This window comes from Bordetella tumbae, assembly GCF_054780995.1.
In genome coordinates this window covers 439,898-461,688 of sequence record NZ_BAAGVG010000018.1, presented here as the reverse complement: position 1 = coordinate 461,688, position 21,791 = coordinate 439,898, and the positions used below count along the sequence as shown (strand labels likewise).

Sequence of the window (21,791 nt, the reverse complement as noted above, 5' to 3'; positions counted from 1 at the left end):
CGGGCGCAAACGGTATTGCCATGCTGGCTATCTTGGTACACCTTCACCTCGACGTGACGAAAGGGTATTCATAGCAACGGGATTCAGACAGGCAGAAGCACACAGGACGAAGCAGACGCCTCTTTTCTTGCCTGCACGAGCAGGTCATAATCACCGTCATCACACATATCACCCCCCCCCCATGCCGCGACAGAAGCACCAACGATCATGAGCCCCCCCTTCACCGCCAGAGATTTCGAGCATGCCTAGCGCCAGCGATCTGGTCTATGCAGAGCTTCGCCGCCGTTTGATGTCCGGCGCTTTTCTGCCCGGCGAGCGGCTACGCGAGGAACACATCGCCAGCGAGCTCGACGTCAGCCGCACGCCAGTACGCAGTGCAATCGAACGGCTGATCAATGATGGCTTGGTCACTCGCGAGGAACGCCGTGGCGCCATCGTCCTGGGTTGGCTGGATCGCGACATCACTGAGGCGTTCGAGCTGCGCCTGCTGCTGGAGCCCTATGCCGCGCGCTCGGCGGCCCTGCGCGCCAGTGCCGAGCAGATCAATGACCTAACGAGCATCAATGCCAGCATGCTGCACGCGGTCCAGTCCCAAGACGAAGACCACGTCGCCGAAGTACAGCACTACAACAATCGCTTTCATCACGCCTTGCTGGCCGCTGCGCAATCCGCTCGCGTACGCACTTTGGTCGAAAGCCTGCTGGACATGCCTATCATCATCGGATCGTTCTATTTCTATAGCCGGGACGATATGCTGAGCAGCGTGGAACAGCACAATCAGATCATCGCTGCCATACGTGCGCGCGACCCGGACTATGCGGAAAGCGCGATGCGGTTGCACTTGGCTGCCACCCATCGCCTGTTCCGTAACCAACGCAAAACGGCCCCAAAGCCCGCATAGCGGACTTCGAGGCCGTCGTGACGGACTACCCGCCTGCTTATTTCTGAGCAGGCAGCGCGCAGCCCAATTCCTGCAACCGCGCATCAACCCAAGACGTGTTCAGCTTGCCCGCGGCGATCTCTGCCAGCGTGACTTCTTCTGCCGCGTGCTTGGCAGAGGCCTTTTGGTAGATCTCCTCGGCTTGATCGAACGGAATGCACAGCAGACCATCCTCGTCACCCAGAATCAGATCGCCCGGCTCAATCGTCATGCCATCGAGCGCGACCGTGCCGTTGATCACGCCCGGGCCATCTTTGTAGGGGCCACGATGCGTTACACCTGCGGCATACACCGGAAAGGCGCTCCGGCGGATGGTGCCCGAATCACGAATGGCACCATTGATGATGATGCCCGCGATACCGCGCGACTCGGCATACGAGGTCATGATTTCACCAATGATGGCGTTGGTCAGATCGCCGCCGGCATCGACCACGATCACATCGCCGGGCTGAGCCAGACCCAACGCCTTGTGCACCATCAGGTTGTCACCCGGACGCGTGCGCACCGTCAGCGCGGGGCCGGCCAGCAACGTACCGTCATGCATGGGCCGCAGGCGCGCACCACCTGCAGCCATACGCGACATGCAGTCGCTGATATTTGCCACCGGCAACTTGCGAAATTTCTCGACGAGCTCGGCGCTGACAGCACGCTTGCGGGAAAGAATTTCAAAACCGATCATGAAAGCGCTCCAAATAGGGAAGAATATCGTTATTGCTGCGGGATACCGGCTTGCTGCACCACTTTGCCAAAGACATCGTGATCGGTGCGATGACGTTTCGCCAGATCCTCGGGTGTGCCCTTCATGACACTATAACCAGCCTGCTCGAGTTTCTTGACCAGCTCGGGCTTGCCCAACGCCTGGTTGACCGCACCATTCAAAGTTGCAATCACGTCATCGGGCGTTTGGCCCGGCGCCATCAAGCCCCACCAAATCGTTTGGTTAATGGTCTTGAACCCGCTCTCCACAAACGTCGGCACATCGGGCAGTGCTGGCGAACGTTCATCGGCAACTACGGCCAGCGCACGCACTTTGCCGCTGCTGATCTGCGGCAACAGCGACGCGACGGATCCGGTGTACAGCGCGATCCGGCCGCTCATCAAATCGGGAAAGGCCTGCGACCAGCCACGATATGGGACATGCATCAACTCCATACCGGCGGCGCTGCGCCACAGATAACCGATCAAATCACCGCTGCCGCCAATGCCGGGGATACCCAGAGACACCTCCCCCGGCTTGGCCTTGGCTGCTTTCACCACATCGTCCAGGGTTTTATAGGGCGAATCGGGCAGCACCACAAACACGCTGGGAGACGAGGCCACCAATCCTACCGGCTTGAAATCCTTGAACGTGTCATAGCTCAGCTTTTTATATAGCCACGGATTGAGCACGATGTTGTCAGTCTGCGCCATGACCAGCGTATGGCCGTCGGGCTTTGCACGTGCCGTGGCGTCCAACGCCAGATTGCCGCCCGCCCCCGGCTTGTTCTCGACGACGATGTTCCAACCCTGATCCTGGCCGATGGCCGTTGCCATCATACGGGTCAGTGTGTCGGTACCGCCTCCCGGCGGGAACGGCGAAATGAACGTAATAGGTGAACCCGCCATATCGGCTGCCACAGCAGCGGCCGAGCACGATACCAGCACGGCAGCTGCCATCATTTTCTTTAGGACTTGCATTGTCTTCCTCTTTCTATCGTAAGCAGGGCCACGCCAACACGGCGTTGGCCTTGCGTAGTAATTCTTTGCGTAGCGCCGACCTTGGCGTGAGTATCCATTGCGCCGCGCGCTACATCAAGGCGCGGCGGTAAAATCACTTTTCCTGGGCCAAAGGCGTCAACCAAGCCAAGCGGGCCTGCACGGTATCGGGTAACTCCAACGGCGCGCCACCTTGCGCCGCGCGGGCGTCGTTGATCCCTTGTGTCGTACGGGCGAATAAACGTTCGACGCCATCGAGCACCAAAGGCTGCAAGCCCGCTTCGACCAATTGTTCGCGCGCCTCTCGCACCTCTGCCAGGCGACGCGGCGCGTGCAGCACATGAGAACGCACAAACGAATCGATAAATTTTGTCAGCGGCGTACGGTCGATATCTCCTAATACGTCATACAAGGCGTTGCGCAGACCGAGCTTTTCCGCAGCGACCAGGCACTCGACCGCCAGGCTTTCCATGCCCTTGGTCATGATGCTGCGCAGGAGCTTCAACTGCACGGCATCGCCGGCCTGCCCATCGATCGCTTGGGCGGGAATATCGCAGGCCTGGGCAAACTCGACGACGGCAGCGGCGCCCGTCCCGGCCGTCAGCAACGGGGTACGCGCCCCGAGCAGGGCAATGGCCCCCATGATCGCGACGTCTGCAAAGGGTACGCCGTGCGTGGCAGCAACCGCCGCAGCCGCACGCATGTCTGCCGCACTGGCTGTCGTGAAATCCGCAAACAGTGCATTACTGCCCAGATATGGCAACGCCTGCGCAGCCACTTCTTGAGCCGCGTAGCCAAACACAGCCGATACCACCAGATCCACATCGGCCAACCAAGGCCCCGGCGTCGCATGCAACGCCGCTCCATAGCTCTGCACACGGGCCTGCATGTCGGCATCCTGCCGCAATTCGCACACGGCGGCGATCTCGTGCCCCGCAGCTAACCAAGCCTGGGCATAACAATGCCCCACCTCACCACAACCAATTAACGCGATCTTCATTTTGTTCCGGCTGATCCAATCTAAACACGCATAAAAATACAATAAAAAAACAATTCAATATGTAACTCCAGCCAATATTGCACATTTATGAGGGTAAACCCTTTATTAAACGAACATAATCAGTACAAATAGACAACGACGCCACCCCTCCGATGTGTACACGGCGAACGAACCATCAAGCGTCTCGGCAATTTTCCCCACAAGCGTGTCATTGGAACCAGGAACCCGCCAGGCGTTACCAACGTTCGCTGTCATTCCCGAGCGGCTCGCGCTCGTCGTCCTTTCGCCACCATCGAGGTCGTCATGTCACGCTACGAACATCTACTCAGAAACTACGCCGCCATCATGGGTCTGGAACCTGTGCAGTGGCTGCTGGCTACACAAGAAATAGTGATCAATGGCATCACTGTCAGCCTGATGCTGGATGGCGACGACGATATCGGGGATATCGTGTTCTGTACCAATCTGGGCGTTCCGGACCACAGTGAATCGCTTCACGTCCTCATGCTGCAAGCCAACGCGCTATGGACAGGTACGGGAGGTTGTACCTTGGGTCTGCAATATGGCACCGGCGCCGTGTTGCTCGCAGGCCGTACGCCACTGCCCTTGTGCCACGCCAAAGGCTTCGCCGACATGATCGGCGCCTTTGTGGATATCGCGCTGCGGTGGAAGCCCTTCATCGAAAGAACGGCAGCCGTCGAATTAGCAGCGCCGTCTTCGCCCGGCACTGCTGCTGAGCCTGCCTTTGCATGACGCTATCTACCCGGACACATACGAGCGCCATCGCCTGGCCAGTCCGTTCACCAGCCGTGAACGGAACGACGGACAAGCTCAGTCCACAGCAGTAGTACGCAAGGCTTCTTCACGTGTCTCCACCACCGCCAGGATGGACAGAAACCCGCTGATATCAAACACCTCGCGCACCCGTGATTGCAACGCACACAAGACCAATTTTCCATTTACCTGTTTGAGACGCTTGGCCAACAACAGCACCACGCGTAATCCAGCGCTGGAAATATAGCTGAGCAGAGCCAGGTCCAATACGATCCGATGCTCACCTTTATCGACCTGTGATAACAACTCTGCCTCGATCGCCGACGCATTGCCGCTATTGATCTGCCCTTCGGCAGATATCACCACGGTGTCTTCGATTTTTTCGATTGCAAGCGCCATTTCATTGCCTCGTAAATGCGCATTAAGTGCAAGCCCACCAATCATTCATGGGACGGATGGTACGTCAACATGTTCCCGCAGACCGATACGCTTGACCTCATTCCCGATGGAAACACTGTGAAGTCGGCCACTCAGTGGCTGGAGACCATTTGTCGTCGTGAAAACTGGCCATCAGCAGTGGCGTTTGCCCTGACACTCAGCCTGGATGAAGCGCTCACCAACATCGTTTCCTATGCGTTTCAGACCACTGACCATGCCGATGGCAATCATCGCACGAATGACGATTCAACACCACGCACCATTCGCTTACGTTGCACGTTGACGCCCGCCCAGGTTCGTCTCGAAATCATCGACAATGGCCAACCATATGACCCCACTCAACCCATCACCCCGCCATTGGCCACCTCGCTGGACGCAGCACATTTAGGCGGACATGGCTTGCGTCTCATGCGCCACTATTTATCAGGCATGTCTTATGTGCGTCGCGATCAAAAAAACTGCATGACATTGCTGGCAGACCTAATGAACCGCCCCATGATGTAAACAATGAGCAGTCATTCTTGGCGTCTGCTCGCATGGAACTAATTTTTGTCTGAAGTTACTCAGGCTCATTGCCCAACCGTAATTTCGCATTGCCAATTGATCGTCCGTTCCTGTTGCATGAACTCCCCCCCCCATTCCGAGACCTCGAAAAGCCGGTTGACACGTGTGCAGGTGGACCTCAACGCCGTTGCACACAACGCTGCCTGCTTACGTACAGTGTTGCGGGGTAATCATCCGCCGCGTATCTGGGCAACGGTGAAAGGCGATGCGTACGGCCACGGCATCGCCAACGTGATAGCGGGGCTGGCGCAGGTTGATGGACTGGCCGTATCGAACGACGCCGAACGGCAAGCCTGCCGGCGTGCTGGATGGCGAGGCCCCATTCTCATGTTGAACGGCCTGGCTTCAATAGACGACGTGCAGCCATTGCATGACCCTGAACTACATCTAGTCATTCATCATCCGTCACAACTCTCCTGGTTACGAACGCACTCACCTGATCACCCTCCGTCGGTATGGCTGCGTTATGTGGGCGATCTCAACTACACCGGCATGAATACGTGCACGTATCGTCAGGCGTATGAAATCGCTGAAGCCATGCGCCGAGCCGGTCAGATTCGCATGGTCGGCCATTTCAATCATTACGCGCAATCAGATAGCGTAGACGGCATCCGCCGTGCCAGCCAACAGTTCATGAAGACCATTCGCGGCCTGTCAGGCCCTGTCTCCACGAGCAACTCTGCAGCGCTGCTACTGCATCAGGAACATAGCGCGACAAACGACTGGGTACGCCCGGGCCTTATGCTTTACGGAGCAAGCCCGTTGGCGCATCGCGCCGGCCCCCAATTAGGATTGCGGCCAGCCTTGCTATTACAGTCCGAACTGATCTCTATCCAGACCTTACCCGGCAACACGTCTCTGGGCTATGGCGGCGCGTTCGTCACCCCGCGCGCAATGCCCATAGGCATCGTCGCTTGCGGCTACGTCCATGGTTACCCTCGGCAGGCCGGCACAGGAACGCCAGTTCTGGTTAATGGAATACGAACCACATTGTGTGGCCATGTCTGCATGGATCTCATGGCCGTCGATCTCACACCCATTCCTCATGCCGAGCCGGGCATGCCCGTCACGCTTTGGGGCACCGCCGAACTACCAGCCGAAGAAATCGCCCGCCATGCTGGCACGATCGCCGCTGCGCTGTTTACCGGCTTGAGCGCTAACTTACCGATTCATGTCATTCCAATCGCTACATAGCAAGATTTTCGCGCTGGTAACTGCGATTCTGGCAGCGATCGCCATTGTGGTCATGCTGACGTCGCAACGCAATGTGACCGATACCGTCATGACCAGCGAGCAGCACGCCATCAGCAACGTGCTTGACCTCATCCAGCACGACGCAGCAGCACGCTGGGGCGCCATGCTCAACAACAAAGTATCTATCGTACGCAATGGTAGACGCCAGCTGATGCAAACCGGCAAACTCATTGAAGCTACGCTGGAATCGTATGCAAGGCTAGCCGACGAGGGCTTCATCACAAAAGCGATGGCTCAAGATCTGGCACGGGAATGGATCAACCAATTGCATTTCGACGGCGATCGCTATGCCTTTGTCTTTGATACTCGATACATCGTGCTGGCCAGCGGATATCCGGCGATGAGAGGCCGCGATCTCTCGTCAATAAATGACTACAAGAATCGGCCGCTTGCACAGTCTTCGCTCGAAGAAAGCCGCGATTCCGGTTATAGCTTTGCGATCTACCGCAGGCCGACCTCGACTGAGCCTGCCGGCCGTATTCAGCAAGACTTTCAGGCGCTGGTTGGGGACGACGACAACTCACGCTACGCTTATTTCGATTATTTTGGTCCGTGGAACTGGGTCTTGGCCGTCAGCGACAGTGCTGCAGATGTCATCGAACAGATTGAGGAATACCGCACACAGATGGAGAACGCCGTGCGGACGACGTTATTACCAATGAAACTGGCGCATTCCGGTTTTGTGTTTATTGTTGCCGATGACGGGCGCTTCGTCGTCGCCCCCCCAGATACACATCATGGCTTTCTCGATAATCGCTTCGACGACGGCCAGACATTACGCCAACGTCTGAATGCCCCCACTCGCGCAAATCTCCACGGCCTGCAGGTCGACGGATCACGAGGCCCTTGGAAAATTGACAGCGCACACTATGCGCCACTGCATTGGACCATCGTAGCGGCGGTCCCTGAAAATGACTTGAGCGCCCCGGCCCGCAAACTGCTGCGCAGCCAGGCCCTGATCTTCGGCGCCATGTCATTGGCTGCGCTATTGAGCGCATGGTTTTTCGCCGCACGCATCGTACAGCCTCTCAAACGGTTGACATCGTATGCACGACAACTCCCTGATCAGGCACTGCGGGTCGAGGGAAACGTGCCTCATCACATCGCCGCCCTGCCAGATCAGCACAGGGACGAAGTGGGCCGGCTCGCAACGGCCTTTATGTACATGGACAGCAAGCTGCGGGAAAACATCCATCACGACAAGAGCAAAGACATCACACATGCCTATTGCTTCTTAAGCAATGCTCCTGCGACGCATCGGGATGCGTTCTTTGCCATGCTGTTGCAAGCCCATATGTTCGGTGCCGCAACAGACGGCTGCATGTTTGGCTTCGAACCTCAGCAGGATCAGGTGATTTTGTTCAAGACCATTTCACTCGCGGATCTGGATAGTCACGCGGCGATTGCACAACTGGAAGCCCTCGTTAATCAGGCTGGCCGCTGGGCTGCCTATTTGCCCCATCTGATCGAGGACTGGGAGCAAAAAGTCGTACAGGCCGCAGTCAACGTCGCTCAGGCTCTGCCTGTCCATGGATAAGCCTTGCTCGTTCGCATGCCTTGAGTACTCACGCGTTTGATCTCGGCGCAGCAATGCTGCCTTCCAGCTCATCGTGACGCAGTCGGGGTTTTAACTTCTTTTTTGGTTAATTATCATGCACATCCCTGTCTACCAATCTATCTCGCTCGTGGTGAACACCGCTGCGTTCGGTGCTCTGAATTACGCTGACAACCTGAATGACCTGGTCTCACGCATCACTGGCGGTCGAGTCACCCGCAACACGCTCGCCGAAGCCGTTCTCCACCAAGCGATCGGACTGGGATTGAGTATCGCTGGAACCCACAAAGCCGTCGACAAGTATGCGGAGTCCATTGCGGGCATCACCGGCGCCCAGCTGATTGGATATGCTGATCAAATTCTGCGCGGCACTGATGATGAGCAGTTTTCTGCCAGTGTCAAAGAGTTGCTGACGCATACCTTGGACAAGCAAGCGACCGCCGGCAAGATTCCTGATGAAGCCAAAGAACCTGCCATTAATCTTGCGCAGAATCTGATCAACAACTACATCGGCAAACAAGCCATTCACCAGCTCCTGGGCGCGTATGCCCACGATCATGGCTGGGATACGCTCACCGACAGAATCCAAAATGCCCTCGTTCCAGACAGAGACTTCACTTACACCAATCGCTTGATTTTGGCCGGCGTAGGTGTGGGCACTGATTTCCTGCGAATCCTGGTCGACCGGGCAATCGTGGAGAGCCCGTCATTTCAGCTGAAGGAGGAGTTCTACACGAAACCGGAATTGAAACTTGCAGCCGGGTGCCTGCATGCGTATCTGATTAACGATGAGAATTGTACGGAAGCGTTGACCAACTACACGCCCACGAAGCCGCTGGTCGATGAGCCATTCATCCGCAACGTGGCCGAATTGACCACGGCGCTGGCTGCGCAAGTTCACCTCAACGCAGTTAAAGTTCTGGCCAAGGCCGGCAACGCGCTAGAGCAAGCGAATGCCAAACTTGCCCTGCAGGAGGCCGAACCCACCGCGGCGCAAGATGAAATAGACAAGGAGGTAGACGAGTTTGTGCTGGTCGATGCAATCGCGGACGACGAGGATGATTTCGTGCTAGTCGATGCATCGGATGACGGTATGGACGAGAATAAAGCGGCTCTGGTCGGCTCATCGAAAGCGGATACTCAGAGCAAAGTTTTGCTGACTGACTTACCCAAGCAGGACGTCGATATCAGCGACTTTGTAATAATGGATACCAATGAGCAGATAGATGCAAAAGATGCTCAGGAAGCCTACGAGAAGGCCCAGGCGGGCATCGAAAAGGCCCGCGAAAATGCCGTGCGATTCAAAGCGTTAAGCGAAGCAATCGGCATGGTGCTCATGACCGACCCGGACACAAGAAATGCTGAGCGTATCGAGAATGCTTTGAATGTCTTGTTAAAAGCCATTCCGGCCGACTTTGGTCTCAAGCATCTTTTAGCCTCCACCCTGTCCAGAACGACTGAGTTACCTGCGCAGAGTATTATTGGCACGTATGTCGCCATTCCAGAATATGGCGGCTGGGATGGTCTGGAAGCGTTGCTGATTAATACCGTTGAGAAGAACCTGGAACGCCTGGAGAATGAGGCTGTAAAACAGGCGGCGGAAGAAGCCGAAAAAGCGCTGAAGTTGCAGGAGCTCGCGCAACGACGGGCGGACGAATATGCGATACAACGGGATAAGGACAATCCAAACACCCAAAATGCGGCAGCAAGAATCCCTGACCCACAACCCGAACAGGACACGGCGCAGACAGGGACAGCGGCGGCAAACGGCCTAGAAAAATCGCTGGCACAGAGCGACCCGCAAACCGATAACAAGGAACGCTCCTGGGTTCGACGGGCCATCCCGACATTAGCGGTCAAGCTTGCCATCCAGCATCTGCGTCCCTATATCGATAAGGGTGATTTCAAGCACCCCGACGTCCCCGAGTATAAGGCCGTAGCCGCACTGCTTCATCACAATCAGGAAGCTCTCGGTGGCAACATTTCGTATGTGCAGATCGCACGCAATAGCGCGCTCATCGTAGCTCAGTACATGGTCACCCGCGCGTCAAGCGGCGCGCAGTCTCTGGGCAGTGCTGCGGTGGGCTATGCAAGCAGCGCGGTACAAACAGGCGCCGAAGTTGTAGGAACTCAGTTTCAGTCGGCCAGCAACCAGATCATGGCGGCGGGCGGTCTCGCGAATGCATTGCTCAGCCCTGCAGTATCGGTCGCTACGACCACTGGCGGTTTCGTGGCGGGGCTATGGAACAGACTCAGTCCGTTCGCTGCGGCGCCTGATGAGACGGCGGTGGCCATCCCTGCTGCCACTCGTAACGACACGGATAACAACACGATCGCTGCCAACTTACTGGCCGCCAACACCTAAGACGTCAAGCTTACTTAAAACTGAAAGGACTGTGCCATGTCTTCCCGTTATGTGGCTTTGTTGACCGCGTTCGCAGGCGAAATCGGATTGCCATCGATCGAGCAATTTCTGAAAACGAAGGAACTCATCAACGATGGCATCACCATCAGTTTGTTTTACGAAGGAGACGATCAGGCGGGAGACGTCGTTCTGTTTTCCGCGCTGGGCGAAATCTTGGCCGAACGTACCGCCGAGATTCTGCAAGTCGCTATGGAGGCCAACTATCTCTGGGCCGCTACTGGCGGCGCCACGTTAGGGGTGAGCGGCAACACGTTGGCCATGTCGTTACGTATCCCATTGGTCTTGTTGGATGCACATTCGCTGGCCAACGTGGCCGGTGCCTTTACCCAAACCGCCACATTCTGGCGGCGATATACCAACGGCGCGCTGGAGCGGGTTGCTCATCCAGGCGACCTGGAGCAACGCCTGGCGTTTTCTAACAAGCCTTAGCAGGGGAAAACTATCATGATGAAAACTGACAATAATTCTGTGCAATACCCCGAGCTTCGTTTTACTCATGAGGCGCTCGATGATATTGCAGGAACGTCATCTCCCGTTCATGGCGGTGCCGCCACGAACGGCCCGGTAGACGGAATGGGCCCATTGCACGGAAAAAGAATTGAACCCGGGGACGGTGAGCACGGCAGCAAAGCTCAAGAAAACGCATCCAATCACAAAGCAGGCTTCCTTTCGAGCTTAGCCACGTATGGCTGGTATGTCGCCACGCTGCCGGTCTCATTGTTCAACGCAGTGACTTCGAATTTGATCGCCGCGGGTGACGCCACAGTCAGCGCACTGCTGAGTATTCTGCCTGGAAAGCGTACCGAGGATTCTAACGAAACCAGGGCGAATACAACGCACACAGGGAAAACACTACGCCCAAGACCATCGGGGGTGCACCGGGGTCTACCTGAGGGAGTCGCCCGCGACTACAACGAACTGATTTCGCGTGCCCATAGATTTGGGTTTGGGCTATCGGAGCGCTCCGTTAAGGCTGGAGATAGCTCAGAGCCCAAAAAAATCGCTGATCTCGTCAACGTAGCCAAAAAAATTCACAACGAGGCAGCAGAAGAACTGGAAGCAATACGGAACGTGAGAACATCATCGGCGCAATCCCGAATAGGTACGGCTGGTTGGGTGCACCGCACAGCCTCGGAATTCATCAAAGGGTATGGTACTAGCCCGACTACACCGTAGGTCTACTTTCTAGCGTCATCTCAATCCGTCGAGGATATTGGAATCATCATTTTGGCCTGCAAGCAAGCCTTTCTAAATGACGGTTCTTTCCGCGTATTTTTTGTTTTTCGAGGTGCTTATCATGACGATTAATCCGGCTTCTTCGCCCACTCTGCCCCACACACAACTCCAAACACTTCCCAGCGTGCCAGACAAGAGTGCGCAAGATCGCTTTGACGCCTTGCTGAATTCTGATCCGTCTAATGCCCGAGGCGAACAAAGCAAAAAACTGAATCCTGGCGTAGACCGCTCTGGAACGGTCGGAGAGCCACTGAAGACGCTCAGTGGAGTGATGAGTGACCTTCAGGCAAAGCTCTACGCGCTGCAACCAGGGGGAAATCAGCATCCGCCCAGCGTGCTTCCCAGTCCGGCAATCAAAAACAAACCGGCTTAAAACCAGCCCTCAATGACACGCGGCAGCGAGCATGCTTGAAAGGCTCCTTTACTAGGTGACCGGAACAAGGCCTGACGCGCACGGCAGGCCGGACGAACGACGCTGACACAGCAGGCCACTGAGGTTGGAGCACTCATCATTCACGAAAGGCCATCTCGAGCACAGCGCTGAATAACGGCTAACGCCACGATCATGACCTGACGCAATTCACCGTCAGCATTGTTGATCAGAAATGGCGGTGTACGTTGTCTGCGAGTCGTGACACTGAGGATTCTCCATGAAGCTATCGCCAATCCATGATTTCTGTTTCTCTAGTGGGCCCGAACAATGTCATGAAAAGCCGAACGGCACCGGCATCGCGAAGAGCCGCGTCCTGAAGCCACGCAACACATCTGCCAGGAAGCACCCAGTACCGCAACACATTCAGGAAGACTTCAGCGAGCTCATTACGCGCGCGCAGCGCAGCGGTATTGATCTACCCAGGGGTGCGATAGAAGCCCAGCAGCGTCCCGGCTCCAAATCCCTATCAGCGCTGGCCGGTTTCGCGAAAAGCATTGAAAAAGAAGCGGACAAGACCAGGAATTTATCTGCCCTGCCGTGGGCGGCAGAGGCAGAACTCACCGCGCTGGCCATCCATGCAGGAATTTTTGCGAGGAATACACATACATAGACAGGCTACTTATTTCACTAAGCAGTAGTAGCTGCCGTTGTGCCATTAGCAGGGATTCGTGGACTTGGCGGGCTTATGCAGCAATTTTCCCATTCAGTCAGTTCTCTATACGGTGAGGCACACTATGAGCATAAGCGTTAAGACTGCACTTTCCTATTGGTTTCCTGTACACACCGCTGTCGGCCGTGCGATCGGCAATTTAATTAGTCCACAGAAAGACTCTTTCAAGCAAGCATCTGACTTGATCAAGGAGCACAATCCGGCAGAGTTCAACAAATTTATCACTGACGAAAAATTCGACGTCATGGCTACCGATAAAAACGGGCAGACGCTGCTGCATGTGGCTGCCGCGAGCGGAAACCAGGAGGAAGTGGACATGCTAATCGGCGTTGCCAATAAGTCTGGACAACGGCTCGATTTGGTCAACGCAAAGGACCATACCGGAAAAAGTGCCCTCGATATCGTAAAAGAGTCGCCAGCGGGACCGAGCCGCGATTATCTCAAAGACACGATTTCCTACGCTCAACTAAGTGATGCAGAACGTACTGAAAAAATGCAAGACCAGCAAGCGAATACCGTTAGCCCAACGCCGGGAGAGGTGAAGGCAAAGAGGATAGATAAGTTCGCATGAGAGCCTAGCGTGTACAGCTCTGACCAGACGATGATGGCGACGCATTGGCCGTCGTCATCGTTCTGATGAACCAGCCGATTCCATTAATTTTTATAAGAAAAATCAGCAAGCTGTTGAATTCTTGGCGCGCCCGACAGGAATCGAACCTGTATCAAGAGCTTCGGAAACTCTCATTCTATCCATTGAACTACGGGCGCAAAGAGGCGGTATTGTACCTAAGTTTTTGCTTCTTGCGGTGGTGCGACATATGGAATGTCCTGCCGTCCCTGTTTTTGTTTCACATGCGTTATATAATCGGGCGTTTGCATGCGGGGTCGGTCTTGCTTTGCGACCACTCCTTGCGTAGTAGTTGATTCGTCGTCTGTTGCCGCCATTAGGCGCCCCGGTACCCGATTTGCAGGATATAGGTTATGAGCAACGAGCAGGAACACAACGAAGAACACGCCTCGCCCATCAAGACCCCCAAACAGCTGATCGTCACGGTCGTGCTGGCTTTTGTCCTCCCCATCCTCATCATTATTTTGCTCGTGAATATGGTCACATCGGGCACTAAAGTGGGTGCGGGCTCCGACACACTAACCACAGACGCCATTAATAAGCGTATTGCCCCAGTATCGGGTTTCGAGCTCGTCGACGCCAATGCACCCAAGGTCTTCAAGACCGGAGAACAGGTCTTTCAAGCTGTCTGTACGGCCTGTCACACCGCGGGTGTGGCTGGCGCACCCAAACTCGGAGACAAGGCAGCCTGGGGGCCATTTATCCAGAGTGGCTACGACACCATGTTGAACGTCGCGTTGCATGGCAAAGGCGCCATGCCCGCAAAAGGCGGCAACCCTGCACTAAGCGACTACGAAGTGGCTCACGCCGTGGTGTACATGGCGAATCAGTCAGGCGGGTCGTTTGACGAACCGGCGGCACCTGAGCAAGCAGGGGCCTCGGCAGCAGCCTCACAGCCCGCTGCAGCGCCAGCGGCTCCGGCCGCCGCAGCACCAAGCCCTGCTCCAGCGGCCGGTAATACACCTGCTCCGGCTCCAGCCGCTGCAGCCCCCGCCCCGGCGCCAGCCCCTCAGCAGGCACAGGCTGCAGTCAATCCGGCCGGGGAAAAGCTCTATAAAAGCACCTGCTTCGCCTGTCATAGCGCAGGGATCGCCGGCGCACCCAAGTTTGCTGACAAAGCAGCCTGGGAGCCTTATATCAAGACAGGCATCGACGCGATGGTGAAGGTTGCCATGCAGGGCAAAGGTGCCATGCCGCCAAAGGGCGGAGCGGCAAATGCCTCTGAAGACGATATCCGGGCCGCGGTCGAATATATGGTGAATGCCGCTAAGTAATCAGCAAGCGGCATTGAAGACTGGCGGTTTCGCGATCGATCACGCCATTGAGAGTCAGTCGAATCAGAACCAGACGGCGAGGCACCCGATAGAGGCGCCTCGTCTCATTGTGGTTTACGCAACTGCTTCGGCCAGCAGCGGCAATCCTAGTTGCACGCGGCGCTGCAGCCACAGGCTGGGGCGGTAACGCATGTCGCCCGTGACGCGTTGCAGATTGCGCAGGATTTCGAGAATGCGCTCACCGCCCAAGGCGTCGCCCATGGCGAGCGGGCCGGCGGGATAGCCCAGACCCAGCGTCACAGCACGATCGATATCGGCAGGCGTTGCAATGGCCTGCTGGGCAATCTCCGCCGCCACATTCACGATGGCGGCCACGATGCGTTGCGCAACAAAACCCGGGGAGTCTTGAATCACACTGACGGGTGCGCCGTCGCCAGCCAGCAAGGCATGCGCAGCATCACGCCAATTTGCTTGGGTGGCTGGCGAAAGCATCAGCGTACGGCGTTTGCCGCTTTCCAAGGGATGCAGCGTGTCCAGACCAACGGTGCGAGCCGCGTCCAGTCGCTGTTGGTAAACGCTGGTGGAGACGTCTTCGCCGAACGGCGTCACGATGATCAAGGCCTGGGCGGGCGGCTCGGCGGCCTCGACGAGATTGGCGTTCAGACTTTGCAGCAAGGCGCGGGCACGGGCGTGTCCCTCGGCATGCGCTGGGCTGATCCAGACTTGCAGGCCTGCCTGGGCCGCTGGCACGGGTGGCTCGGCCGGGACTTGCTTTTGACCGTCTGGGTAGGCGTAAAAGCCTTCGCCGGCTTTGCGGCCGATGAGGCCACCTGCCAAGCGCACGGTGGTAATAGGCGACGGCCGGAAGCGCGGCTCGTCAAAGAACTGGCGGTAGATGGATTCCATCACCGGATGCGAAACGTCCAGCGCCGTCAGATCCATCAGCTCGAAGGGCCCCATCCGAAAGCCCGCCTGTTCGCGCATGATGGCGTCGATTTGCGCAAAGGGCGCGACGTTTTCCTGTGCGACGCGCAAACCCTCGATGTTCATCCCACGGCCCGCATGGTTGACGATAAAGCCGGGCATGTCTTTGGCACGGACAGGCGTATGGCCCATGCGGCGCGCCAAAGCGGCCAGGGCATCACCCGCTGCCGGATCGGTGCGCAGGCCGTCGATGACTTCGACGACCTTCATCAACGCGACGGGGTTGAAAAAATGAAAGCCCGCTACGCGCTCGGGATGCTTGCACGCAGCGGCAATCGCAGTGATCGACAACGACGAGGTGTTGGAGGCCAGGATGCAGTCAGCGCCGACGATGGCTTCGAGTTGAGAAAACAGGTCGCGCTTGATATCCAACCGCTCGACGATGGCCTCGATGACGAGCTGCGTGTCTGCCAGATCTTGCAAGCTGGCGGCGGGCACGACGCGTGCCAATGCGGCGTCGGCCTGCTCGGGACTGAGCTTGCCCTTTTTCGCGAGTTTGTCCCACAACTGACGCAGGGACTCGCGCGCGGCGGCCACGGCATCGGCGCTCGTGTCGTACAGGCGGACCTGCACGCCTGCCTGAGCAGCGATTTGCACAATGCCTCGGCCCATGGCGCCCGCACCTACCACGGCAATGGTTTGAATATCGCTTGTCATCGTGTCTACTCCTATGTTTTTAGTGCCTGGATTTCTGCTTCGGACAAGCCCAGCCGCTCTGAGAGCACTTGCTCAGTGTGCTCGCCCAGCAAGGGCGCAGGGCGGCGATATTGCACGGGGCTATCCGAGAATTTCAAGGGGCTGGCGGCGATGGGGGCCACGCCAGCCGTGGGATGAGGCAGTTCGCGCCGCATTTGGCGGGCCTGCACCTGAGGATCCTCGTACACCTGATCCAGCGTGTTGATGGGGCCGGCGGGAACGCCAGCGGACTCGAGCTCGGCCAGCCAATGGTCGCGTTTGCCCGTTGCCATACGCTCGCTGAGCAACGGCACCAAAGCTTCGCGATTTTTCACGCGCTGCGGGTTGGTGGCAAAGCGCGGATCCTCGGCCAACTCGGGCGTGCCAATGACGCGGCAATAGTTGCGGAACTGGCTATCGTTGCCCACAGCCACGATCAAATGGCCATCGGCCGCGGCGAAGACCTGATAAGGCACCAGGTTCTGGTGCGCGTTGCCGGCACGCTGCGGGGCCTTGCCCGAGGTCATGAAGTTCAAGTTTTGATTGGCCATCATGGCGACCTGGCAGTCCAGCAAGGCCATGTCGATGTGCTGGCCCAAACCACTGCGGCTACGCTCATGCAGAGCGGCCAGGATGCCGACAGTGGAATACATGCCGGTCATCAGGTCAGCAACGGCAACGCCGGCTTTCTGCGGGCCGCCGCCGGGCAGATCGTCGCGCTCGCCGGTGATGCTCATCAAGCCGCCCATGCCCTGAATCATGAAGTCATAGCCCGGACGGCTGGCGTAGGGACCGGTCTGGCCGAAGCCGGTGATCGAGCAGTAGATCAACGCCGGATTCTCGGCTTTCAGGCTCTCGTAGTCGAGGCCGTATTTACGCAAACCGCCGACCTTGAAGTTTTCGACCAGGATGTCGCTCTGGCGAGCCAGTTGGCGCACTAATTCGGCGCCGCGCGGCGAGGCGATATCCAGCGCCACCGAGTACTTGTTGCGATTGGCGCTCAGGTAGTAGGCGGCCTCTGTGGTGTCTGCGCCGTCGGCGTCTTGCAGGTAGGGAGGCCCCCAGGCGCGGGTATCGTCACCCGAGCCTGGGCGCTCGATTTTGATGACTTCGGCACCCAGATCGGCAAGATTCTGAGTGCACCAGGGGCCGGCCAGGACGCGAGTCAGATCCAGAACGCGAATGCCGGTCAGGGGAGCGGGTCGTTGTGACATGTGAGCGATAGGTAAATGCAGTAGCTGCGTGATCAAGCGGTCAGAGGGAAAAGCCTTTGGATATTAGCCCCTGCCGCGGTCAAGGCGTATTCTGTTTTCCGCACGTTCTTGTGCGTATTTCGCACATGGAGCGCAGCGCGGTAGGGTGCAAGCGTTCGATAGCGCACATGAAACGCTGTGCACTGCCGCTTGCATCGTATCGCGTGCGCCGCGCCGACCATGGGCATTACGAATATGCCTTGATTGTCTCGCGTGCAATCACCAACTGCTGGATCTGCGACGTCCCCTCGAAAATGCGGAACAGACGCACGTCACGATAGAAGCGCTCGACAGCGTATTCAGAGATATAGCCCGCACCGCCGTGGATCTGTACCGCGCGGTCAGCCACGCGACCGACCATTTCGGTGACGTAGAGCTTGCAGCATGCGGCCTCCAGTGTGGTGTTCTCGCCGCGATCGCGCTTGCGCGCGGCATCCAGGACCATGCAGCGTGCGGCGTAGAGCTCGGCCTGGCTGTCGGCAATCATGGCTTGGATGAGTTGGAATTCGGAGATAGGCTGGCCAAACTGCTTGCGCTGTGTGGCGTATTGGACGGCATCGCGGATCAGGCGCTCGGCGATACCTACGCACAGCGCTGAAATGTGCAGACGGCCTTTGTCGAGCACGCGCATCGCCGTACGGAAACCATTGCCCTCCTCGCCCCCCAACAAGGCCGACGCAGGAACACGGCAATTATCGAAAATCACGTCGCAGGTCAGCGCGCCCGCCTGGCCCATTTTCTTGTCGGGCTTGCCCAAGGTCACGCCTGGGGTTCCGGCATCGACCAGCAAGCACGAGACGGATGAGGCCTTGCGTTCGGGCGCGGTACGAGCCATCACGGAAAACAGACCCGCGATGGGGGCGTTGGTAATGAAGCGCTTGGTGCCATTCAAGACGTAATGATCGCCATCGCGCACGGCAGTCGTGCGCAACGATAGCGCGTCAGAGCCTGCATCGGGCTCAGTCAGCGCAAAAGAGCCGATCAATTCGCCGCTGGCTAGCTTGGGCAAGTAATGGCTGCGCTGCTCGTCGGTCCCGGCCAGAACGATGGATTGTGAGCCGATACCGATATTGGTGCCGGCCAGCGAGCGAAAAGCGGGAGACGTCTGTCCGAGCTCGAATACGACGCGGACTTCTTCTTCCATGGTCAGTCCCAGGCCACCGTATTCGGGAGCAATGGACAAGCCAAACAGGCCCAAATCTCGCATCTCGGCGACGATGTCGTCGGGAATCTCACCACTATGCGCCAACGCGTCTTCGGCAGGAACGAGCCGATCGGTCACAAAGCGGCGGACCGCGTCCAGCAACAAGTTCAAGGTTTCAGTATCGAGGGCCATGATGAGATCTGTTAACGCAAAAAGAATAAGAAAGAAAAAGCCGTCTGGTGAACGCGAGGCTTGCGGTCGTTACGCATTCATTCCTCCACTCAGTAAATCGAAATAGCCGGCGGCGATGGCCTCGGCGGTCTGCGCACCGCCTGGCTGGTACCAACGCGCCATCCAGTTCAACATCGACAACACCGCACGGCCGCTGGCCGCGACGTCCAAGGAACGGAACTCACCGCGCGCGATGCCATCGGCAATGATCTGGCGCAGCAGTCGTTCGTAACCATCGCGCAGGCGGGCAGCATCCTCGCGTTCGGTGATGGCCATCCCCGAATAGCCAATCAGCATGGTGACGAACTGGGCGTGGTGGTCTTCAAAATAACGGGCGTGAGCCACCATGAATTGACGTAGACGCTCTGGAGCTGCCGTGGCCTGGGAGACCGCATGCGACACGGCGGCGGTCAGCCCAGCCAGCACATCCAGAATGATGGCGTCGTAGATATCTTGTTTGGTCGTGTAGTAGTGATAAATGGCGGCCTTGGACACACCAATGGCGGCGGCCAGATCGGCGATCGAGCTGCTCTCGTAGCCGCAACGGGCGAATAGCCGGGCAGCCTCTTCCAGGATGCGTTCCCGAGGAGCGGCCATCGTGGGCGGCCGGCCAGCACGGGGGCGTTTGGCAGCGAGCGGGCTAGTAGACATGGCGACCTGAATCTGGCGTGGCCGGCTACACCGATAAACCTGCATTGACAGGCCCGCGACGCATGCCGTTAAATGAAAGAAAATTAATTACCGGACAGCCGGTAGGTAATTATAAGCACGTGTTCTCCCCTCTTTCAACCACTACGTCTCCTCATCATGAACGCACGCGACGAAGCTCAGCCCAATTCCCTGGTCAATCAGCTCTATGCGCAGATGACGTTGCCGGTCATCTGCTCGCCCATGTTTATTGTGTCGAATCCGAAATTGACGGTGGCGCAGTGCACGAGCGGCGTGATGGGGTCCTTTCCTGCGCTAAACGCCCGCCCCCAGACTCTGCTGGACGACTGGCTGTCGGAGGTACAAGCGGGGCTGGCCGATTATCGGCAGGCCAATCCGTCGGCGGTGGTAGCGCCGTTTGCGGTGAATCAGATCATTCACCAGTCCAACGATCGGTTGGAACACGATCTGCAGAGCTGCGGTAAACATCGAGTGCCCTTTATCATCACCAGCCTGCGGGCGCCCGGGGATCTGGTCGCGGAAATTCATGCATGGGGAGGAAAGGTTTTCCATGATGTGACGACGCTGCGCCATGCCGAGAAAGCGCTGGAAGCCGGGGTCGATGGTCTGATTCTGGTGTGCGCGGGTGCAGGCGGCCATGCTGGCACGCTCAGCCCGTTCGCCTTGTTGTCCGAGGTGCGGCGTATTTATGACGGTCCGATTATTTTGTCGGGCGCGATCACCTCGGGTGCAGGGATATTGGGTGCGCTGGCGATGGGGGCGGATTTTGCCTATATGGGTACCCGATTTATCGCGAGCGCCGAAGCCAACGCCTCAGGGGCATATAAACAGGCAATCGTGGATGCAAGTGCGTCGGATATTTTGTACACGCCGTTCTTTACCGGGATACCCGGCAACTATCTGAAGGCCAGCATCGCGGCGGCAGGATTGGATCCTGCCAACCTGCCCGTTCCCGATACGGGCGCGTCCAATTTTGGATCAACCCGCGTCAAGCCTTGGAAAGACATCTGGGGCGCGGGACAAGGAGTAGGCGGTATAGACAGCGTGCGTCCAGCGGCCGAGATCGTGGCGACACTGCGGCAGGAATATCGACAGAGTCAGGACCGCCTGGCGGGCAAAACACTGGCCAATTGAGTCACTGAGGATTGAGACCATGCCAAATAGCCTCATCGTCGAACGCGCCGGCTCGGTTCTGCAACTGACGCTCAATCGGCCCGAACGCCGCAATGCCTTGGATATCGCGACCTATTATGCATTGGCGGATCAACTGCGTCAGGCAACCGAGGATCCTGGCTTGTCCGCCATCATTTTGTCGGGCACAGGCGAACATTTCACCGCCGGCAATGATTTGCATGATTTTCAGGCCGACCGTCCCGAGGGCGACAGCGCGGGAATGACCTTTCTGCGGGCCCTGATCGCCACGGACGTGCCGGTCATCGCGGCGGTAGAGGGTTATGCCATCGGGATCGGTGTGACACTGCTGCAGCATTGCGATTTTGTCTATGTTGCCCGCAATGCGACCTTGCGGATTCCGTTTGTCGCGCTCGGCCTGTGTCCAGAGGGCGCATCCAGTCTGTTGCTGCCGCGTCTGGCCGGTGCGCGTAAGGCTGCGCAATGGCTGCTGCAAGGCAAAGCGTTCAGCGCCGACGAGGCGCAAGATGCGGGGCTGGCCACCGCTGTCACCGACCCTGGCGACGCGTTGGCCATGGCGAAACAAGTCGCCGCGGTACTAGCCGAACAACCACGTCAAGCGCTGCGCCTGACCAAGAACATGCTCAAGCGCGCTGATCGCGAGGCCATTGCGGAAACGCTGGAATTTGAAGCCACGCAGTTTCGGGCACGCCTGAAAACCCAAGAGGCGCAGGACGCTTTCGCGCGCTTTTTGAACAAACGTTGATGGCGCCACGCAGCGCCACATAAGGCAACAAGCGCCGGCTACCGACACCCGT

General features: G+C 57.7%; 22 protein-coding genes and 1 tRNA gene. 14 read left to right on the top strand and 9 right to left on the bottom strand.

The genetic code is table 11. The annotated features are described in order from the left end of the window. The first annotated feature begins 241 nt into the window (after nt 1–241). On the top strand, nt 242–901 hold the full coding sequence (locus ACYVI2_RS16985) for a GntR family transcriptional regulator (RefSeq protein ID WP_415815691.1): 660 nt from the start codon (nt 242–244) through the stop codon (nt 899–901). Between the two features lie 37 nt (nt 902–938). On the opposite strand, the gene ACYVI2_RS16980 is transcribed toward ACYVI2_RS16985, so the two are convergent. The 3 genes from ACYVI2_RS16980 to ACYVI2_RS16970 form a co-directional block, all read right to left on the bottom strand. After that, the gene (locus ACYVI2_RS16980; protein ID WP_415815689.1) at nt 939–1,619 is read right to left on the bottom strand and encodes an RraA family protein; all 681 of its coding nucleotides are present in this window, start codon (nt 1,617–1,619) and stop codon (nt 939–941) included. A gap of 29 nt (nt 1,620–1,648) precedes the next feature. After that, on the bottom strand, nt 1,649–2,617 hold the full coding sequence (locus tag ACYVI2_RS16975; protein ID WP_415815687.1) for a Bug family tripartite tricarboxylate transporter substrate binding protein: 969 nt from the start codon (nt 2,615–2,617) through the stop codon (nt 1,649–1,651). A 133-nt stretch (nt 2,618–2,750) separates the two neighbouring features. Next, complete coding sequence (locus tag ACYVI2_RS16970; RefSeq protein WP_415815685.1) at nt 2,751–3,635, bottom strand: NAD(P)-dependent oxidoreductase; 885 nt, start codon at nt 3,633–3,635, stop codon at nt 2,751–2,753. A 303-nt stretch (nt 3,636–3,938) separates the two neighbouring features. On the opposite strand from ACYVI2_RS16970, the gene ACYVI2_RS16965 reads away from it, so the two are divergent. After that, nucleotides 3,939–4,388 (top strand): type III secretion system chaperone, encoded by a 450-nt coding sequence (locus ACYVI2_RS16965; protein WP_415815683.1) that lies wholly within the window; start codon nt 3,939–3,941, stop codon nt 4,386–4,388. Between the two features lie 78 nt (nt 4,389–4,466). Here ACYVI2_RS16965 and ACYVI2_RS16960 read toward each other — a convergent pair whose 3' ends face one another. Continuing rightward, nucleotides 4,467–4,808, bottom strand: coding sequence for an STAS domain-containing protein (locus ACYVI2_RS16960; protein WP_415815681.1), 342 nt, complete (start codon nt 4,806–4,808; stop codon nt 4,467–4,469). A gap of 69 nt (nt 4,809–4,877) precedes the next feature. On the opposite strand from ACYVI2_RS16960, the gene ACYVI2_RS16955 reads away from it, so the two are divergent. The 9 genes from ACYVI2_RS16955 (at nt 4,878) to ACYVI2_RS16915 (ending at nt 13,555) form a co-directional block, all read left to right on the top strand. Next, nucleotides 4,878–5,351 carry an ATP-binding protein gene (locus ACYVI2_RS16955; protein WP_460490327.1) on the top strand — a complete coding sequence of 158 codons (474 nt, stop codon included), beginning with the start codon at nt 4,878–4,880 and terminating at the stop codon, nt 5,349–5,351. A gap of 117 nt (nt 5,352–5,468) precedes the next feature. Next, complete coding sequence (alr, locus tag ACYVI2_RS16950) at nt 5,469–6,605, top strand: alanine racemase (RefSeq protein WP_415815677.1); 1,137 nt, start codon at nt 5,469–5,471, stop codon at nt 6,603–6,605. Beyond that, nucleotides 6,583–8,202, top strand: coding sequence for a cache domain-containing protein (locus ACYVI2_RS16945; RefSeq protein ID WP_415815675.1), 1,620 nt, complete (start codon nt 6,583–6,585; stop codon nt 8,200–8,202). The genes alr and ACYVI2_RS16945 overlap by 23 nt, the downstream gene beginning before the upstream one ends. 115 nt (nt 8,203–8,317) lie before the next feature. Beyond that, the gene (locus tag ACYVI2_RS16940) at nt 8,318–10,585 is read left to right on the top strand and encodes a hypothetical protein (RefSeq protein ID WP_415815673.1); all 2,268 of its coding nucleotides are present in this window, start codon (nt 8,318–8,320) and stop codon (nt 10,583–10,585) included. Nucleotides 10,586–10,621: 36 nt separating this feature from the next. Then, nucleotides 10,622–11,074 (top strand): type III secretion system chaperone, encoded by a 453-nt coding sequence (locus ACYVI2_RS16935; RefSeq protein WP_415815671.1) that lies wholly within the window; start codon nt 10,622–10,624, stop codon nt 11,072–11,074. A gap of 15 nt (nt 11,075–11,089) precedes the next feature. Continuing rightward, the gene (locus ACYVI2_RS16930) at nt 11,090–11,821 is read left to right on the top strand and encodes a hypothetical protein (RefSeq protein WP_415815669.1); all 732 of its coding nucleotides are present in this window, start codon (nt 11,090–11,092) and stop codon (nt 11,819–11,821) included. A gap of 76 nt (nt 11,822–11,897) precedes the next feature. Beyond that, nucleotides 11,898–12,254, top strand: a complete 357-nt coding sequence (locus tag ACYVI2_RS16925) for a hypothetical protein (RefSeq protein ID WP_415815667.1) — start codon at nt 11,898–11,900, stop codon at nt 12,252–12,254. Between the two features lie 277 nt (nt 12,255–12,531). Beyond that, complete coding sequence (locus ACYVI2_RS16920; RefSeq protein WP_415815665.1) at nt 12,532–12,924, top strand: hypothetical protein; 393 nt, start codon at nt 12,532–12,534, stop codon at nt 12,922–12,924. 124 nt (nt 12,925–13,048) lie between these two features. After that, entirely contained in the window at nt 13,049–13,555 is a 507-nt protein-coding gene (locus tag ACYVI2_RS16915) for a hypothetical protein (RefSeq protein ID WP_415815663.1), read from the top strand. 122 nt (nt 13,556–13,677) lie between these two features. Here the strand turns inward: ACYVI2_RS16915 and ACYVI2_RS16910 are convergent. After that, nucleotides 13,678–13,752: transfer RNA gene (locus ACYVI2_RS16910), tRNA-Arg, on the bottom strand. Nucleotides 13,753–13,965: 213 nt separating this feature from the next. On the opposite strand from ACYVI2_RS16910, the gene ACYVI2_RS16905 reads away from it, so the two are divergent. Beyond that, nucleotides 13,966–14,886 carry a c-type cytochrome gene (locus ACYVI2_RS16905; protein ID WP_415815661.1) on the top strand — a complete coding sequence of 307 codons (921 nt, stop codon included), beginning with the start codon at nt 13,966–13,968 and terminating at the stop codon, nt 14,884–14,886. 114 nt (nt 14,887–15,000) lie between these two features. Here ACYVI2_RS16905 and ACYVI2_RS16900 read toward each other — a convergent pair whose 3' ends face one another. From ACYVI2_RS16900 to ACYVI2_RS16885, 4 genes are all read right to left on the bottom strand, one after another. Beyond that, nucleotides 15,001–16,527, bottom strand: coding sequence for a 3-hydroxyacyl-CoA dehydrogenase (locus ACYVI2_RS16900; protein ID WP_415815659.1), 1,527 nt, complete (start codon nt 16,525–16,527; stop codon nt 15,001–15,003). A gap of 11 nt (nt 16,528–16,538) precedes the next feature. Then, on the bottom strand, nt 16,539–17,759 hold the full coding sequence (locus ACYVI2_RS16895) for a CaiB/BaiF CoA transferase family protein (RefSeq protein ID WP_415815657.1): 1,221 nt from the start codon (nt 17,757–17,759) through the stop codon (nt 16,539–16,541). Nucleotides 17,760–17,985: 226 nt separating this feature from the next. Then, the gene (locus ACYVI2_RS16890) at nt 17,986–19,134 is read right to left on the bottom strand and encodes an acyl-CoA dehydrogenase family protein (RefSeq protein ID WP_415815655.1); all 1,149 of its coding nucleotides are present in this window, start codon (nt 19,132–19,134) and stop codon (nt 17,986–17,988) included. Nucleotides 19,135–19,203: 69 nt separating this feature from the next. Beyond that, complete coding sequence (locus tag ACYVI2_RS16885; protein ID WP_415815653.1) at nt 19,204–19,824, bottom strand: TetR/AcrR family transcriptional regulator; 621 nt, start codon at nt 19,822–19,824, stop codon at nt 19,204–19,206. A gap of 156 nt (nt 19,825–19,980) precedes the next feature. Between ACYVI2_RS16885 and ACYVI2_RS16880 the strand changes: the two genes are divergently transcribed. Both ACYVI2_RS16880 and ACYVI2_RS16875 read left to right on the top strand, forming a co-directional pair. Beyond that, nucleotides 19,981–20,976 (top strand): NAD(P)H-dependent flavin oxidoreductase, encoded by a 996-nt coding sequence (locus ACYVI2_RS16880; protein ID WP_415815651.1) that lies wholly within the window; start codon nt 19,981–19,983, stop codon nt 20,974–20,976. Nucleotides 20,977–20,995: 19 nt separating this feature from the next. Next, complete coding sequence (locus tag ACYVI2_RS16875; protein WP_415815649.1) at nt 20,996–21,739, top strand: enoyl-CoA hydratase-related protein; 744 nt, start codon at nt 20,996–20,998, stop codon at nt 21,737–21,739. Nucleotides 21,740–21,791 lie beyond the last annotated feature (52 nt).